This window comes from Chryseobacterium sp. JV274 (assembly GCF_903969135.1).
Taxonomy (GTDB): Bacteria; Bacteroidota; Bacteroidia; order Flavobacteriales; family Weeksellaceae; genus Chryseobacterium.
Genome location: NZ_LR824569.1, coordinates 867660 through 883949 on the forward strand (window position 1 = coordinate 867660; position 16290 = coordinate 883949).

At 35.6% G+C, this 16290-nt stretch carries 13 protein-coding genes; 6 read left to right on the plus strand and 7 right to left on the minus strand.

The window, feature by feature from the left end:
* Positions 1–4: 4 nt before the first annotated feature.
* The 3 genes from CHRYMOREF3P_RS04090 to CHRYMOREF3P_RS04100 all read right to left on the minus strand — a co-directional run bounded on the left by CHRYMOREF3P_RS04090 (position 5) and on the right by CHRYMOREF3P_RS04100 (position 5067).
* Positions 5–2596 carry a DNA gyrase/topoisomerase IV subunit A gene (locus CHRYMOREF3P_RS04090; RefSeq protein WP_180563919.1) on the minus strand — a complete coding sequence of 864 codons (2592 nt, stop codon included), beginning with the start codon at positions 2594–2596 and terminating at the stop codon, positions 5–7.
* The gene (locus CHRYMOREF3P_RS04095; RefSeq protein WP_077416746.1) at positions 2571–3080 is read right to left on the minus strand and encodes a hypothetical protein; all 510 of its coding nucleotides are present in this window, start codon (positions 3078–3080) and stop codon (positions 2571–2573) included. Before CHRYMOREF3P_RS04095 ends, CHRYMOREF3P_RS04090 begins: the two co-directional genes overlap by 26 nt.
* Positions 3081–3171: 91 nt before the next feature.
* Positions 3172–5067, minus strand: coding sequence for a DNA topoisomerase IV subunit B (locus CHRYMOREF3P_RS04100; protein ID WP_077418042.1), 1896 nt, complete (start codon positions 5065–5067; stop codon positions 3172–3174).
* 140 nt (positions 5068–5207) lie between these two features.
* Between CHRYMOREF3P_RS04100 and CHRYMOREF3P_RS04105 the strand changes: the two genes are divergently transcribed.
* The 3 genes from CHRYMOREF3P_RS04105 (at position 5208) to CHRYMOREF3P_RS04115 (ending at position 10270) form a co-directional block, all read left to right on the plus strand.
* The gene (locus CHRYMOREF3P_RS04105; protein WP_180563920.1) at positions 5208–8144 is read left to right on the plus strand and encodes a histidine kinase; all 2937 of its coding nucleotides are present in this window, start codon (positions 5208–5210) and stop codon (positions 8142–8144) included.
* The gene (locus CHRYMOREF3P_RS04110; RefSeq protein WP_077416742.1) at positions 8113–8838 is read left to right on the plus strand and encodes a LytR/AlgR family response regulator transcription factor; all 726 of its coding nucleotides are present in this window, start codon (positions 8113–8115) and stop codon (positions 8836–8838) included. Before CHRYMOREF3P_RS04105 ends, CHRYMOREF3P_RS04110 begins: the two co-directional genes overlap by 32 nt.
* A gap of 208 nt (positions 8839–9046) precedes the next feature.
* A complete protein-coding gene (locus tag CHRYMOREF3P_RS04115; RefSeq protein WP_180563921.1) occupies positions 9047–10270 on the plus strand; it encodes a T9SS type A sorting domain-containing protein in 1224 nt (407 codons plus the stop codon).
* Between the two features lie 103 nt (positions 10271–10373).
* On the opposite strand, the gene CHRYMOREF3P_RS04120 is transcribed toward CHRYMOREF3P_RS04115, so the two are convergent.
* Entirely contained in the window at positions 10374–10907 is a 534-nt protein-coding gene (locus CHRYMOREF3P_RS04120; protein ID WP_180563922.1) for a DUF2867 domain-containing protein, read from the minus strand.
* Between the two features lie 228 nt (positions 10908–11135).
* Between CHRYMOREF3P_RS04120 and CHRYMOREF3P_RS04125 the strand changes: the two genes are divergently transcribed.
* Complete coding sequence (locus tag CHRYMOREF3P_RS04125; protein WP_077416736.1) at positions 11136–12290, plus strand: methionine aminotransferase; 1155 nt, start codon at positions 11136–11138, stop codon at positions 12288–12290.
* A 304-nt stretch (positions 12291–12594) separates the two neighbouring features.
* Entirely contained in the window at positions 12595–12771 is a 177-nt protein-coding gene (locus CHRYMOREF3P_RS04130; protein ID WP_077416734.1) for a bacteriocin, read from the plus strand.
* An 83-nt stretch (positions 12772–12854) separates the two neighbouring features.
* Here CHRYMOREF3P_RS04130 and CHRYMOREF3P_RS04135 read toward each other — a convergent pair whose 3' ends face one another.
* Together CHRYMOREF3P_RS04135 and CHRYMOREF3P_RS04140 are read right to left on the minus strand one after the other, a co-directional pair.
* Positions 12855–13619, minus strand: coding sequence for an SDR family NAD(P)-dependent oxidoreductase (locus tag CHRYMOREF3P_RS04135; RefSeq protein WP_180563923.1), 765 nt, complete (start codon positions 13617–13619; stop codon positions 12855–12857).
* 89 nt (positions 13620–13708) lie between these two features.
* On the minus strand, positions 13709–14647 hold the full coding sequence (locus tag CHRYMOREF3P_RS04140) for a helix-turn-helix domain-containing protein (protein ID WP_180563924.1): 939 nt from the start codon (positions 14645–14647) through the stop codon (positions 13709–13711).
* A 248-nt stretch (positions 14648–14895) separates the two neighbouring features.
* On the opposite strand from CHRYMOREF3P_RS04140, the gene CHRYMOREF3P_RS04145 reads away from it, so the two are divergent.
* The gene (locus CHRYMOREF3P_RS04145) at positions 14896–15054 is read left to right on the plus strand and encodes a hypothetical protein (RefSeq protein WP_175627246.1); all 159 of its coding nucleotides are present in this window, start codon (positions 14896–14898) and stop codon (positions 15052–15054) included.
* Positions 15055–15150: 96 nt separating this feature from the next.
* On the opposite strand, the gene CHRYMOREF3P_RS04150 is transcribed toward CHRYMOREF3P_RS04145, so the two are convergent.
* A complete protein-coding gene (locus tag CHRYMOREF3P_RS04150; RefSeq protein ID WP_077416728.1) occupies positions 15151–16230 on the minus strand; it encodes a hypothetical protein in 1080 nt (359 codons plus the stop codon).
* Positions 16231–16290 lie beyond the last annotated feature (60 nt).

Below are 16290 nucleotides of genomic sequence, written 5' to 3' on the forward strand. Positions count from 1 at the left end.
TGGTCTATTCATTTTCGCTATTCCCGTCACCCTGAAACAGATCTCCTATAATTCCTCCGTCTTCATCTGTGTCTCCTGTAGGTTCCGGCTCTTCATAAATCTCCGATTCTTCTTCCACAGGTTCAGGAATGGTGATATTAATTGCTTTTACTTTAAACTTTGTAAATTGATTTCCGATTGCTTTTATTCCTTTTACGGCAATAAATTCATCAATGTTTATTGTTTCAGCTTCACGTTCTTTGCCTTTATCTTTCGCGAAAATAATTTCTGCAGTTACATCATTGGCAACGATTACATTTTCAATAAATGATTTCGGGTGTTCAGATGGCATGAAGGTCTGTACGTTTACCGTATTTTCCAGTAAGAATCTCTTGATGAAGTAAATATCTTTTTCTCCATCATAATAAATACAGGTAATAGGTTGTGCAGGTCTCCATTTTTCCAAAACCAGATATTCATCATCAAAACGGTTACCCAAATCAAAAGAAACAAGCTTTACTTCACCGTTTGTATTGATAGTCAGAATTTTGTCATCCCCTTTGAAACTTCCAAGTAATGTTCCTCTTACATCAGCGTTCAGTCTTCTTACCGTATCATCAAACCAGATTTTTCTAGGTGCCAGAGTAGAAACTCCTTCTTCCTTCATATCTACTTTCTTTACCGCATATTTTGTCACCAGGTTTCCTTTGGAATCACGTCCTTTGATGGCAAGTTCGGAGAAATTGATCTCCATTTTGTTCTTTCTGATTCTTGGATTTGGCTTTAAAAGCACTGTTACTGTTTCTGCTTCACCATTAGGATTTGCCGAAAAATACAGTGTTTCGGAACCTTTTTTATCTGAAGCTAACGGATAATCTGTATTTCTTGTCACTCCGGTTACCGAGAAACGTTTCATATAATATGGTCCTTCTCTTCCCTCCCGGTAGATCATATTATACACTGTTCTTTTATCATTTTTCTTCCAGATGGCAACGTGCAGGATATCTTTTCCAACAAACGTTTTCGCCTCTACTTTTACCACTTTCATGCTTCCGTCTTTTCTGAAAATAATGATATCATCAATGTCAGAGCAATCGAACAGATACTGGTCTTTCCTCAGGGATGTTCCGATAAAGCCTTCTTCAAAATTGGCATAGAACTTTTCATTAGCCACCGCTACTTTTGTAGCATCAATGGTATCAAAAATTCTAAGCTCTGTCTTTCTCTGTTTCTCTTTACCGTACTTTTTCTGAATATTTAAATAATAATCGATGGCATAAGCGATCAGGTTGGCCAGGTGATATTTCACCTGTTCTATTTTACCTTCCAGTGATGCAATATTTTCTTTAAATTTATCTAAATCGAATCTTGAAATTCTCTTGATTCTGATTTCAGTCAGTTTTAAGATATCCTCTTCAGTAACCGCTCTTAAAAGATGTTTGGTATGTGGTTTTAATCCGGCATCAATCGTCTTTAACACATCTTCCCAGGTTTTCACCTCTTCAATATCGTGATAGATTCTATTTTCAATAAAAATTCTTTCCAGTGAAGAGAAATGCCAGCTTTCCTGAAGTTCGTGAAGTTCAATTTCAAGTTCCTTCTTCAATAATGACACCGTATGGTCCGTATTCATTTTCAGGATATCGGAAACATTCATGAACATAGGTTTGTCACCTACAATCACACAGGCGTTCGGAGAGATTGTCACCTGACAGTCCGTGAATGCATACAGGGCATCAATTGTTTTATCCGGTGAAACATCATTATGGATATGAATCAGGATTTCTACTTTATCTGAAGTATTATCCTCAATCTTTTTAATTTTGATTTTCCCTTTCTCATTGGCCTTTAAGATAGAATCAATAAGGTCAGTTGTCGTTTTCGAGTAAGGAAGTTCGGAAATCACCAATGTATGTTTATCCGTTTGGGTAATTTTGGCTCTGGCTCTTACTTTTCCTCCTCTGTGCCCGTCATTATATTCTGAAACATCCAGATAACCGGCTGTTAAAAAGTCCGGATACAGCTCAAATCTCTTTCCTTTCAGATAAGCTACTGATGCGTTGATAAGCTCATTGAAGTTATGCGGAAGTATTTTTGTGGAAAGCCCTACTCCAATACCTTCTACTCCCTGTGCAAGAAGCAAGGGAAATTTTACCGGCAGGTCTACAGGTTCATTATTTCTTCCGTCGTAAGATTTGGTCCATTCTGTAGTTTTAGGATTAAAGACTACTTCCAGCGCAAAAGGAGTCAGCCTTGCTTCAATATATCTTGCCGCAGCCGCAGAGTCTCCTGTATAAATATTCCCCCAGTTTCCCTGAGTATCTATCAGCAGTTCTTTCTGCCCTACCTGCACCATGGCATCTGTAATGGAAGCATCTCCGTGTGGGTGGTATTTCATGGTATTTCCCACGATGTTCGCCACTTTATTGTAACGGCCGTCTTCCAGTTCCCGCATAGAATGCATAATTCTTCGCTGAACGGGTTTTAAACCGTCATACACCGAAGGGATAGCTCTGTCCAAAATTACATAGGAAGCATAATCCAGAAACCAGTCTTTATACAGACCGGAAACCTTCTTTAAACTTTCACCCTCATGCGAATATTCTTCTGTCGTCATCTGTTTTTTTGTCTTTATTCTCTTTATTAGCTTTTACTACTTTGTTTAAAGAGAGTTTTAAATCGTTTACTTCTTTTCTGTTCAAATAAGAGATCTGATATTTCAGTATAGTAGATCCATTATTCTTACTTGAAACGGTGATGTATAATCTTTTGATAAATAAAATACTGACTACATCATATTTTATCAGCTTATATTTTGGAAATTCATCATGAAGAGGCTTGTTTAAAAAAGGAATAATATTCCTGTTTTTAAAGTTCAGAGCTTCTCCATCGCTGTCATATTCAAAAATCTGCCGTCCACAAATATAAAAGATAATCAGCATCATAATAGGAACAATAATCAGTAAATAACTTTCATCATCCAGCGCATTAAACCTATATTTATTAGCTATAAATACAATTACTCCAAGTACCATTATCATAAGAAGAAGGGTGCTTAAAAAGTTATAAACTGATGCTTTATTACGGTTACTTAGTCTCATTTGATTTTTTTTGTTGTAAGTTTCCTAATCTCTTACTTCAAAATGTGTTTTTTTTGCCCTTCTGCATTGTTCTCAAGGAGAGTTTTAATATTTAATTTTTCTGATTTTCTACTTCATCCAGAATTTCTTTTTTAGCGATATCAGTATCATCTTCCACAACAAGGTTTTCAAGAATGAAAGCTTGTCTGTCCGGAGTGTTTTTTCCCATATAAAACTCCAGAAGCTGTTCAATGGTTTGGTCTTTCCCCAATACCACAGGTTCCAATCTGATATCCTGACCTATAAAATTCTTGAATTCATCCGGAGAAATTTCTCCTAATCCCTTAAATCGTGTGATTTCAGGATTTTTCCCAAGATCATTTAATGCTTTTACTCTTTCAGCTTCTGAATAACAATATCTTGTTTCTTTCTTATTTCTTACCCTGAATAAAGGAGTCTGAAGAATATAAAGGTGTCCGTTTTTAATCAGATCCGGGAAGAACTGCAGGAAGAAAGTAATCATCAGCAAACGAATGTGCATCCCATCAACATCGGCATCGGTTGCAATAATCACCTGATTGTATCTCAGGTCTTCCAGACTTTCTTCAATATTTAAAGCAGCCTGAAGAAGGTTAAATTCTTCATTTTCGTATACCACCTTCTTGGTAAGGCCATAGCAGTTCAATGGTTTACCTTTCAGTGAGAATACAGCCTGTGTTTCCACATCTCTGGATTTTGTGATAGATCCTGATGCAGAATCTCCCTCGGTAATGAAGATCTGAGTATCACCTTTTCTTTCGGCTTTCTGATCGTTATAATGCTGTCTGCAGTCACGAAGTTTTTTGTTGTGAAGAGAAACTTTCTTAGCTCTTTCTCTAGCCAGTTTCTGAATTCCGGAAAGTTCTTTTCTTTCTCTCTCAGAAATCAATATTTTTCTTTGGATGGCTTCCGCAATTTCCGGGTTCTTATGTAAGAAATTATCCAGTTTACTTTTTAGAAAATCAATGATAAATGTTCTTACGGTAGGTCCGTTCGGCCCCATATCATTAGATCCTAATTTTGTTTTGGTCTGGGATTCAAAAACAGGTTCTTCTACATTGATGGAGATAGCGGCAATGATAGACTTTCTGATATCAGAAGCTTCAAAACTTTTATTAAAAAACTCACGGATTGTCTTCACATAAGCTTCACGGAATGCATTAAGGTGGGTACCGCCCTGCGTGGTATTCTGTCCGTTTACGAATGAGAAATAGGTTTCCATCTGAGATTTGTCAGTATGGGTGATTGCCACTTCAATATCATCATCTTTTAAATGAACAATAGGATAAAGGGTTTCACTTTCCAGTTCTTCTTCAAGGAGATCTTTAAGACCATTTTCAGAGAAATAGGTCTCTCCGTTGAAAAGAATTTTAAGCCCTGGATTCAGGTATGCATAATTTCGGAGCATTCTTTCGATATACTCTTTTCTGTATTTGAAATGCAGGAATATATCACCATCCGGAATGAAAGAAATTTCAGTACCGTTTCTGTCTGAAGTCTCTTTTTCTTCAAAGTTCTCTTTGATAAGTCCCTGGGAGAATTCTGCGGCTTTCATTTTCCCGTCACGGAAAGAACGTACTCTGAAATACTCAGAGAGCGCATTTACCGCTTTAGTACCTACCCCATTTAATCCTACAGATTTTTTAAATGCTTTACTGTCGTATTTACCTCCGGTATTCATTTTGGAAACAGCATCTACTACTTTTCCCAATGGGATTCCACGTCCAAAGTCACGAATTGTAACTTTTCCGTCATCCACTTTTATTTCGATTCTTTTACCTGATCTCATCCTGAACTCATCAATGGAGTTATCCAGGATTTCTTTAAGCAGAATATAAATACCGTCATCCGCGGAAGATCCGTCACCAAGCTTCCCAATGTACATGCCGGGACGCAGACGGATATGTTCCTGCCAATCGAGGGTTCTAATATTATCTTCTGAATAGGTTGGATTTATTTCTTGTGACATATATGATTTCAGCAAACATACAAAAGTACAAAATTGTATAAAATTATCCGAATTTTTCAGTTTGTTTTTTAAAGATTTCCCCAAAAAAATTGCAGTATTATCAATCAAATTATATAATTTTCACAATTATTCTACTAAATGTGAAAAAAATTATAATCTCTTGTTTATTTTTCTTCATTTTACTGGCTGTTTCATTATGTAATGCTCAAATTCCCGGGATGGTACATTATAATGAAGGAGACGGTCTCAACAGCTCATATACCTATGGATTGAATCAGGATGAAAATGGATTCATCTACCTGGGAAGCGACACTGGCTTTTTCAGGTTTGACGGAGCAGAATTTAAGCAGTTCGGAAGTAAAAACGGGCTCAAGAACATTGAGATCCTGGACTGTTTTCCAATTCCGGACAACGAAATGTTTATTATTTCTTTCCTGAATGATTTTGCATATCTGAAGAAAGGCAAAATCATCAACTCAGACCGCAATCCGGAGTTGAAAAAAATAAAGTTTACTTATACTACACTCAGCCATATCAACGGAAATACGGTCTATCTGTATGAGGGAGACAATCCCAAAAACATATTAGTTTACAAGAACGAAAAAATCACGACAATACCTATTTTTATCCATCAGAATGCTTCGGATAATTATTTTACTTTCGGATTGAATATGGCAAACGGAAACCTTTATATTTCTGATAGATATAAAAAAAAGAATCTCGAAGTCTATAATGTTTTCACCCGAAAAAAAACAGTCTGCAATATTTCTATCGAAAAAAATACAATGGTAACAAGGAAGGGAGATTTTTTTATTTTAAAAAACGGAAGAAAGATTGATATATACAGAGTTTATCATCAGTTCCATTTCAAAAAAATTGCTTCCTATACAGCTCCCGAAAACATACACCGTCTGGCCATTGATAAAAACTCCCGGATCTGGGCCTGTCTTGAAAATGGTGGTGTTTTATATTTCAAAAATCCTTTCATGGAAACAGAAGGCTTATCAAATCCTATCCGATTGATGGATGGCTACATTATCCATGATGTACTGACAGATAAAGATAACAATCTTTGGTTTTCTACCAGAAACAATGGCCTTTTCTTTATTTCGGACCTGTTTTTCAGAAATTATATTCATTTTCCTGTGAAGAACAATTCATCTCATATCACGGCTATTGCAAAAAACGGAAACAGGATCTATCTCGGTTATAATGAAGCCAAAGGCGGTATTTATCATAACGGAGTCATCACGGACCTTCATTTGGGAGAAAACTCTCAAATGGAGAACAAAGCCATTTTGTCTGATGGAAATACAATCATCTTCGGACTTTCCAGAAATCCGGTACGGTATAATACAGTAACAGGAGAAAAACAGGTCCTGAAGGAAAATGTCATTAAAAACATGGTTCCCTATACTTCGGGATCTGCACTTTTCTGTACTCTGGAAGGTCTTATTGCCTATAATCACCATAAAGGATCCTACGAAAAGCTGATGATGGGCAACCGGATTTATACTGCACTACCTTATACCCAGGACAGCATCTTTGCCGGAACATTTAAAGACCTCTATAAGCTGAATACCGCTACAAAAAAGAAAAGGCTGTTTCTGGAGGGATATTATTTTACAGACATTAAAAAGCTCAGTGATAATCTGTATGCAGGTGCAACCAATCTTAACGGAATTATTTTGTTTAATAATTCCAGAGTGATCAAAAAAATTATGGAAAGCGACGGTCTTCCGACAAGACAGATCAAAAAAATAGAAATAGAGAATGAAAAGGTTTTCTGGGCAAGTACCAATTACGGTCTCAGCAGAATTGAATTTAAAGATAAAAAATTAAAAATCAATAATTTCACCCATACAGATGGTCTTCCCTCAAATGTTGTTGCAGGATGTATTATTTCCGGAGATACCGTTTATGCAGGTACATCAAAAGGTATGGGTATTCTCTCTATTAAAAACCTTTTGAGCCAGCAGAAATCTGTTCATAAAAAAGTAATCATTAATTCTGTAAAGATCGGGAATAATCTCTTTTATGATCCTGGCCAGCCACTGGAAGGCAAGACTCCGGATAACAGCCTGACTTTTAATGTAAGTTTTCCGGATTTTGCTTCACAAGGGCAAATCAGCTACCAGTATAAAGTTGAAGGACTAAGTGAAGACTGGCAAACCGGCAGTTCCCCGAATATTACTTTCAACTCTATTCCACCAGGGGATTATACTTTTAAAGTTTTCGGATTGGGTTACAACGGGAGAAAGTCGTATGTCTCTACCGATCTTCATTTTGAAATCAAACCTGCATTCTGGCAAACGTGGTGGTTTAAACTGCTTCTTGTCTTCATTGGAGCTGCTGCATTATCTATGCTGATCACATTTTATTTTCAGAAAAAGAGAAATAAAAAACTGGAGACTTTATATTATGAAAAGAAAATTGCAGAGCTGGAACTTCAGGCCATTAAAGCACAGATTAACCCGCATTTTATTTATAACTGTCTCAATTCCATTCATTTTTTACTGTATAAAAAAGATTATTATGAAGCGGAGAACTACCTTAATACCTTTTCTGTAATGATCCGGAAAACGCTTCATTATTCCGAAAAAACCTTCATGCCCATAAAAGAAGAAGCAGAATACCTGTCTTTATACCTGAATATGGAAAAACTGCGCCTGAAAGATCTTTTTGATTATAAAATTACCGTTTCTGAAAATGTAAATGAAAGCTGGACTGTTCCTTCACTCCTCATTCAGCCTTTTGTAGAAAATGCCATAAAACACGGTATAGCGAATCTTCAGGACAGAAAAGGAAACATTGAAGTGTTGTTTCAATATACAGGAACAGCTCTCTGTGTGATTGTTGAAGACAACGGTGTGGGCATTGGAAAGAAGCTTCATTCTAATGCAAATTCTTTTGGAGTAAAATTATCTGAAAAGAGAATTGAAACATTCAGACAGCTTTTTGATACTAATATCATATTAGAAATAACCGATCTTCAGGAGAAAGAGAAAAGACCGGGAACTCAAATCACACTTTATATTACACCTTATGAAAACCAAAATACAGGCATACATCATTGATGACGAGCAGGATGGAAGAGATTATATCTCCCTGCTGCTGGAGAATGAATTTCCAGAAATAGAGAACACCCACCAGGCAGCCAGTGTAGAGGAAGCCTATATTTATCTTTCCAAAAACTCACCAGACATTCTTTTTCTGGATGTTCAGCTGAAAGACGGAACTGCATTTGATCTTCTTTCAAAGTTCAGAGAAGTTGATTCAAAGATTATTTTCATTACAGCTTTTGAAAATTTTGCGATTCAGGCCATTAAAAACGGAGCTGCCGATTACCTTTTGAAACCCATCAAAAAAATGGAGTTCATCATTGCCGTGAATAAAGTACTGGAAAGCATCAGAAAAAGTAAAAATACAGTAAGTCTTCAAAATAATAAGATCAGCCTTCCAACACTGCAGGGATTTAAACTCACAGATATCAGTGAAATTATTCGCTGTGAGGCAGATTCCAGCTATACCACATTTTATTTCACAGATAAGAGCAAGATCATTGTTTCCAAAACACTCCACGAGTTTGAAGAACAGCTTTCAAAATATAGTTTTTTCAGGATCCATCATAAACATCTGATCAATCTGTCTCATCTTAAAGAATACATCAAAGGAAAAGGCGGCCAGGTAGTGATGGCAGATCATTCTGTATTGGATGTTTCTGTCCGCAAAAAAAATGATTTCCTTCACCGGATAGGATATCTTGATTAAAAAATAACTCAAGGCCCATCGAAAACTAAAATTACTATTCAACTACAATTAAATACAACTTACTGACACTTACTAGGATAACAAATACACTTATCAACCGGTATTACCGAACGCCTTAATATCATAATACCTTTACCAGAAGTCAATACACAAAATTTAATTCTAAAGTTTTTTGTTGATTTTTGATCTATAAAATCAATGCTGTATTATGATAAAAGCTTACATTTTTACCATCTGCATTTTTCTGGGCGGTCTGCTTTTCAAAGCACAGGCACCCTGCTCAGATTTTAATTCATCTACCTTGCCTGCCGGAAACTGGGTTCATGCTCCTTATCCTAATGGCAATGTAACCGTTTCAAGCGGCACTCCCAATGCTCTGGATGGTTCTCAGTTTCTAAAACTAATTGATGACTCCGGAGGTTCAAGACTTGTCAATACCGTAGATTTTAAAAATCTGGGGCAACGGTTTCCGGGGCAATGTTTATTTTTTGATTTCTATCTTGAAAATGATGGAACTTTTAATGGGTCTCCGCCCATACATCCAGCCATTCACATTATGTCCGGCAGCAAAATAATCACGTTTGTCGCCAATATCACCGTAACTGAAGGAAGCGGATGGGTACGGGTACGGGCTCCCATTGCCAATTGCAGCGGCTCTGTTCTGCCTTCCAATTCTGAAGGAACCTGGACAATGGATCCCAGCAGCGGTACAACCTGTATAGACTTCAACAACATCATCAATAATTCAACTGCTGTAATGATTACTCCCGATTATACATCAAATCCCTCTGAAATAGTATGGTATGACAACATCTGTGTAAAACCATGTGCTGACTGTGACCCGAATTTCAAACTTGAAACCTCATTCAGTTCTACAAGCAATACTGCAACAGCCAAGGTATTTTTAGACAGCTATAATCCTCCTAACAATTATTCTGTAAACTGGGGAGATGGAACACCGCTTACTGATCATATGACTTCACACACTTATAATACCCCCGGTTCATACACGGTATGTGTCATTCAATCTGATAGCAAAGGTTTAAAAAAATGCAGCACCTGCATTACATTTTGTTATTCAAGAAAAGTAATTTTAAAAGAAACTGACAACACAGGTCTCCGCAGTGAACATCCTGATCTGGAAGCCATTTCGAAAGAGGAGCTTCAGGCGGCCAGAAAAAGAGATATTTCTTTGGTTCCGAATCCTGCCAAAAATTATGTGGATGTACAGACATCTCTTTCAAAGAAGGAAAAAGCAGCCGTAAGAATTATTGACAGCTCAGGAAAAACAGTATTAGAAAAGTCTGAAAATCTCAATAGTGGAAACCAAAACATCAGATTGAATACTGAAAAGCTGATCCAGGGAACTTATATTGTTGAACTCACATCTGAAGGAAAAACCGGTTCACAAAAACTAATAATCTCCAAATAAATAGCCAAGAAAACAATAACCAAAATACGGTCTCAAAAGTCAAACAATTTAACTTTTGAGACTGTCTCTTTCCATCCCTCAATCATTTGTAAGGGGTAAATATTTATCTTTTTTCTAATTGTTCTATCATATTTTTCAGCATAGCAGGTACAATCAGCTTATGAAAAGGGTGAACAGGAAGAAAATATAATACACCCAGCCAGTTATGAAACTTTACTGTAGTTGATATGGTAAGTGATTTTTCGTCAAGATGTTCTTTATTTTCATCAAATAAAAGTGAAACTCTGAAATCCAGATGTTTATCATCTTCCCCAATAACAATTTCATTATTTGTTTTATCAAACACTTTAAAAATACCCATGCGCTCTCCCACTTCACATTTAAAATCCCTTTTCTGCTGACTTTCTGTTTCATATCCGGTCTTCAGCCCCAATAATCTTACTGCTTTATTTCTGAAACCAAACATTTTCTTTCCCCATTTAGGTCCGCTTGTAAAGAATATTTTTCCGATTTCTGAAATATCAATATTCCGGCTCCCATGGGTCAATTCTCCTTCAAAACTATCACTATAATCAAAATCTTTTTCCCCTTGGGATAAAACTGATTTTTCAGGAAACTCTGTCTTCTTAATCTTCATTGTCATTGTTTTTAATAGCTGTGTGTCTAACAAATGTAGGCATCTTTCTGTAAATTAAAAAGAGAAAAACCAAACATATGTTTAAAATCATATTTATTCATAAACTTTATCATTTAAACCATTAAACAGTTCAACATCAGCCTTAAACCTCTCTCTATTTAATTTTTATTTTTATAAATAGAGTCTGTTTTAAATATTTCATTAAATTCGATCAACAAAACTGTTTTTATGATACAACTTCCTTTATCAAAACTTTCCAATGTAGGAACTACTATTTTCAGTCAGATGACTCAGCTTGCCAACGAAAATGAAGCGATCAATCTTTCTCAGGGATTTCCGGATTTCATGCCTGATCCTGAATTGTTGAATCATGTAGATCACTTTATTAAAAAAGGCTTTAACCAGTATGCTCCGCTGGGAGGAATGATTGGACTGAAGGAAGAAATTGCCAGAAAAATTGAGAACAGCCATCATGCAATTTATCATCCTGACTCCGAAATAACAATTACAGCAGGCGGAACACAGGCTATTTTCACAGCCATTGCTTCTTTTATCAAAAAGGATGATGAAGTGATTATTTTTGAACCGGCCTATGATTGTTATGAACCTACTGTAGAACTTTTCGGAGGTATTGTAAAACGTTTTGAAATGAAAGCTCCGGATTATAAAATCGACTGGGCTGCCGTAAAAAATCTTGTCAGTGACAAAACCAGAATGATTATTCTCAATAATCCCAACAACCCATCCGGAAAAATCCTGACAGAAAATGATATACAAGAGCTTATTAAGCTGGTAAAAGGGACTTCCATTCTTATTTTAAGTGATGAAGTGTATGAAAATATTGTTTTTGACGGAAAACAGCATTTAAGCATTTGTAAATATCCGGAATTGAAAGAAAGGAGTCTTCTTGTTGCTTCTTTCGGGAAACTTTTTCACGTTACCGGATGGAAAGTAGGCTACTGCGCTGCTCCCAAAATCTTAACGGATGAATTCAGAAAAGTACACCAGTTCAACGTTTTCTGTGTGAATACTCCTATCCAGCTTGCACTGGGTGAGTACATGAAACATGATGAACATTATACCCAACTGAATCAGTTTTTCCAGGAGAAAAGAGATTTTCTGAGAAAAGGTCTTGCAGGAACATCTTTTGAACTGCTGGATTGTGAAGGAACTTATTTTCAGGCAGTAAAGTATGATAAGATTTCGGATAAAAACGATTTTGATTTTGCATCTGAGCTTACCATTAATCATAAGGTTGCCAGTGTTCCTTTCTCTTCATTTTATAAGAATAAACTGAATGAAAATGTGATAAGATTATGTTTTGCCAAGAAGCAGGAAACTTTGGAAAGGGCAATTGAGAATTTATCAAGAGTATCATCATAGTTTTTGCGTGCTTTTGTGGGAGCTTAGAGACAAAGATCTTTACTCCAATTACCATTGCGAGCAAAGCAATCTCATTGAAATTTATGGATTTAGTATTGAAAACGCTAAGACGCAAAGGAACTTTAAAAGTAAACGTTTTAAGGCGCAATGATTTTATCTCCGATAAAATTGTACTGTTCTAAAAATGAGGTAGATATTTCAAGGTCATTTCAGATGACGAGTTTATTTTTTTCTTTAATAAGTGACTTATTGTTCATGATTTTCATATATTTATAAAATAACTAATCCATTAAATATCAAAATCATGAAAAAGGGAATCATCTCACAAGGAAAAAAATTAAACAAAAAAGAATTAAGTACAATCAATGGAGGTTTAGGTAACGTAAGATGTACCAATTCTTCTGGGTACTGTGTATACATCGGGCCTGGATGCAGAGAGCTTAAATGCCAGCTACCTGAACCCCTTGAAGCTGTTGAGTAATAATACTCCAAAAAAATGACAAATAATAATTCGGCCGGCTCATTTGAGCCGGCCGAATTATTATAAAGATGATTCTTCAAATGTTATAAAAACATTCCTCCTGAAACTTCAATTCTTTGTCCATTGATCCATCTTGCATCTTCCGTACACAGAAATGCCACTACACCGCCGATATCATCAGGAAGTCCTACTCTTCCTAAGGCCGTAGCACCCGCCACTACAGCGTTGATCTCTTCATTATCTCTTACTCTTCCTCCTCCGAAATCTGTTTCAATAGCTCCAGGAGCCACAACATTAGCTTTGATTTTTCTTGATCCTAATTCTTTGGCCATATATTTTGTGAGCATTTCTACCCCAGCTTTTATAGATCCATAAATAGAAGATCCCGGAGTTGCAAATCTTGCCAATCCTGAAGATATATTGATAATTCCTCCCCCATCATTCATGAATGGCAAAAATTTTTGAGTCAGGAAAAACACTCCTTTGAAATGAATGTCTACAACATCATCCAGCTGTTCTTCCGTTACTTCCGTAATGGGTGAATATAAAGCTGTTCCTGCATTATTGATCAGGTAATCAATATGAGTACTTCCTGTATTTTCCTGCAGATGATCCGTAACTTCTTTTACAAAGGCATCAAAACTTTTAATGTCTTTTGTATCCAGTTGGAAAGCAACAGCATTTCGGCCCATTGATTTTATTTCATTCACAACAGCTTCAGCCTCTTCCTTATTACTTCTGTAGGTAATAATAACGTCTAATCCTTTTTGAGCGATCTTTAGAGCTGAGTTCTTGCCCAATCCACGGCTTCCTCCGGTTACCAGTGCGATATTTGCTTTTGTGTTCATTGTATTTTGATTATTTTGATGGTACAAAGTTGGGACATTTTCAGACTGAAGTGTTTGCTTGAATCAATCTGAAATTTGCAAAATTCAAATCAGGAACGAAATTCTAACGGGGTAAAGGAAGTTTTCCTTTTAAAAAAATTAGAAAAGTGGGCAATTTCTTCGAACCCCAGAGCATAGGATATCTCTGAGACGTTCCATTTGGTCTGTTTTAAGAGTATTTTTGCTTCCTGAGTGATTCGGTCAGAGATAAATTCTGTAGTCGTTTTTCCGGTGCTTTCTTTTAATCTTTTGTTTAAATAATTGACATGAACCGCCAGTCGGTCTGCATAATCTTTGGCGGTCTTCAGCTGCAGTCTCTGATCCCAGGATTCAATAGGAAATTGTCTTTCTAACAGCTCTATAAACAGAGAAACCACTCTCATAGATGCATCATTTGATGCGGATATTTTGGTAGCTGGCTGTAGTTTCTGCCCATAATGAATGAGTTCCAGAACATAGTTTCTGATCAGATCATATTTAAAAACATAATCTGAATCTATCTCTTTTTTTATTTTTTTAAAGAGGCTCTCTATCTCTTCTGCAAGCTCATTGTCAATTTCAAATACAGGTACTCCTCCAGGTTGAAAAATAGGGAGATCTTCGAGATTATAATAGGATTTATCTTTAATGAAAAAGTCTTCTGTAAATACACAGAAACTCCCCGACTGATCAGCATCTTCAGGTATCCAATGGTACGGAACTTTTGGAGTGGCGAATAATAAAGCGTTCTGTTTTATTGATATTACTTTGTCAGCATATTCTGCCCTGTTTCGCCCTCGTATAAAACTTATTTTATAGTATTTCCTTCTGTTATAAGGCATTTCGGAAGTAGTCTTTGCTCTTTCGAGTGTCTGGGCAATATCAAAAACATTAAAGTGTCCGATATCTTTATGAAGTCCTTTTGGAAAAATACTTTCGAGATCTTTACCTAATTTGGCGGCCATCTCTTTATAAAAATCTTCCAGTGAGGTATTTGCTACTTTTTCCATGGCAGATGATTTGTAAAATTCAAATATACGAACTTATGAAACAGCCTGTTTCAAATTGATTACATTTTCAAAATAAAACATCTTATTCATATATTGAAAAACTCTGCAGACTTATTGATTTAATGTAAAATCAATAACCAATATTAAAATATTTCATTAAAAAATTATTCTTTTTTTCTAAACACAGTGATATACTTCATTTATTTTTCTTACATTCGCTAGCACTAACTCACTAAAAATCAAAACTAATGAAAAATCAAAATTTAACTAACGGAAAAAAATTGAACAAAAAACAATTAAGAGTAATTACCGGAGGAAAAGAAATGTGTCTTCTTCCAGATCTGACTTGTAAGAAATTTTCTTTTGCCTGTGCAGAATTACAATGCCAGCCTGGTATTGAAATTTAATAAACCAACAACACGAAAAAGCTGAAAAGCTTTTATCATTATAAAAAGTCGCTTCCCAGCAAGGGAGTGACTTTTTTAATTTTATTTCCGCATTTATTAGATAACAATACCTCCAATATTCTTTAGAACCCATTTACCTTCTACATATTCTGCTGCATAATCATTTGTAAAACTGCTGCCTGATTCATAGATATAAAATACATTTGGATCCCGATCATTGGTTTGAATTTTGGAAATATCTTCCTCAATGACATCGGTTATTCTGGTATAATAGGTTTGATTGTTTTTTTCTTCAGGTATAAATAATACTCTGATTTCAGGATTGATCTGGTGGAAGTAATCGCAATCATTCTTATAAATATGGAATGTATAATGTAATTTTTTCATATTTGTCATTCCATAATTTGGCAGCAACAATTCATAGAGCTGGGTAAATTTATTCTTTTCAGATGTAAACATAGGATTCATATCATCAAAATCGTTGATTCCGTCACCATCTGTATCCTTACTATCAGGGTTTAAACCAAAACTTTTTTCAAAAATATCATTGTAACCATCGTTATCTGAGTCTTTCATCAGGTCTTTTAAATTTATTTTAAATAATTTTCCATCTTCCATCGCTGAATAATCATCATAACCCGGAAGTCCCGCTATCTTTATGATTTTCACAAGACTTCCTTCAAATTGAAGAAACCCGTCTTTGATGATGGGCATTTCCAGCATTTCATTTATATAATAATGGCTAAAGCTCAATCCTATAAAATAAGCCTTAGGTATATTATTTTCAATTTTCAGCAGCCAGAATCCCATGCTATTTCGTCCTAAAGCGTACAGAATATTTCCTGCCTGCTGCTGAGAATAATATAAAAACTGATCTGAAAATTTATCCCTTACTATTTTAAATTCTTTGTCCTGTCTATTAAATATATTTTCAGACTCATCAGAACTGATATTGGCATGACTTACTATACTGTCTTCCTTAAAACTCCTGTATTCTTTAAGATTTATAATTTCAAGATAATCAGGTTTCTCGTTCAATATCTGTTGAATGGTATAAGGCTTCTGCTCTTTATAATCTTCAAATACCTGATCTCTGTGATTGACAAAGCACTTTTTTTCTATGGATTGGGAGCAGGAGAAAAATAAGATAGGAATAGCTAAATAAAAGATTCTCATAGTAAAAGTTTAGATCATGAATGCAAAAAACGCTCCCAAATACATGGAAGCGTTTTTTAT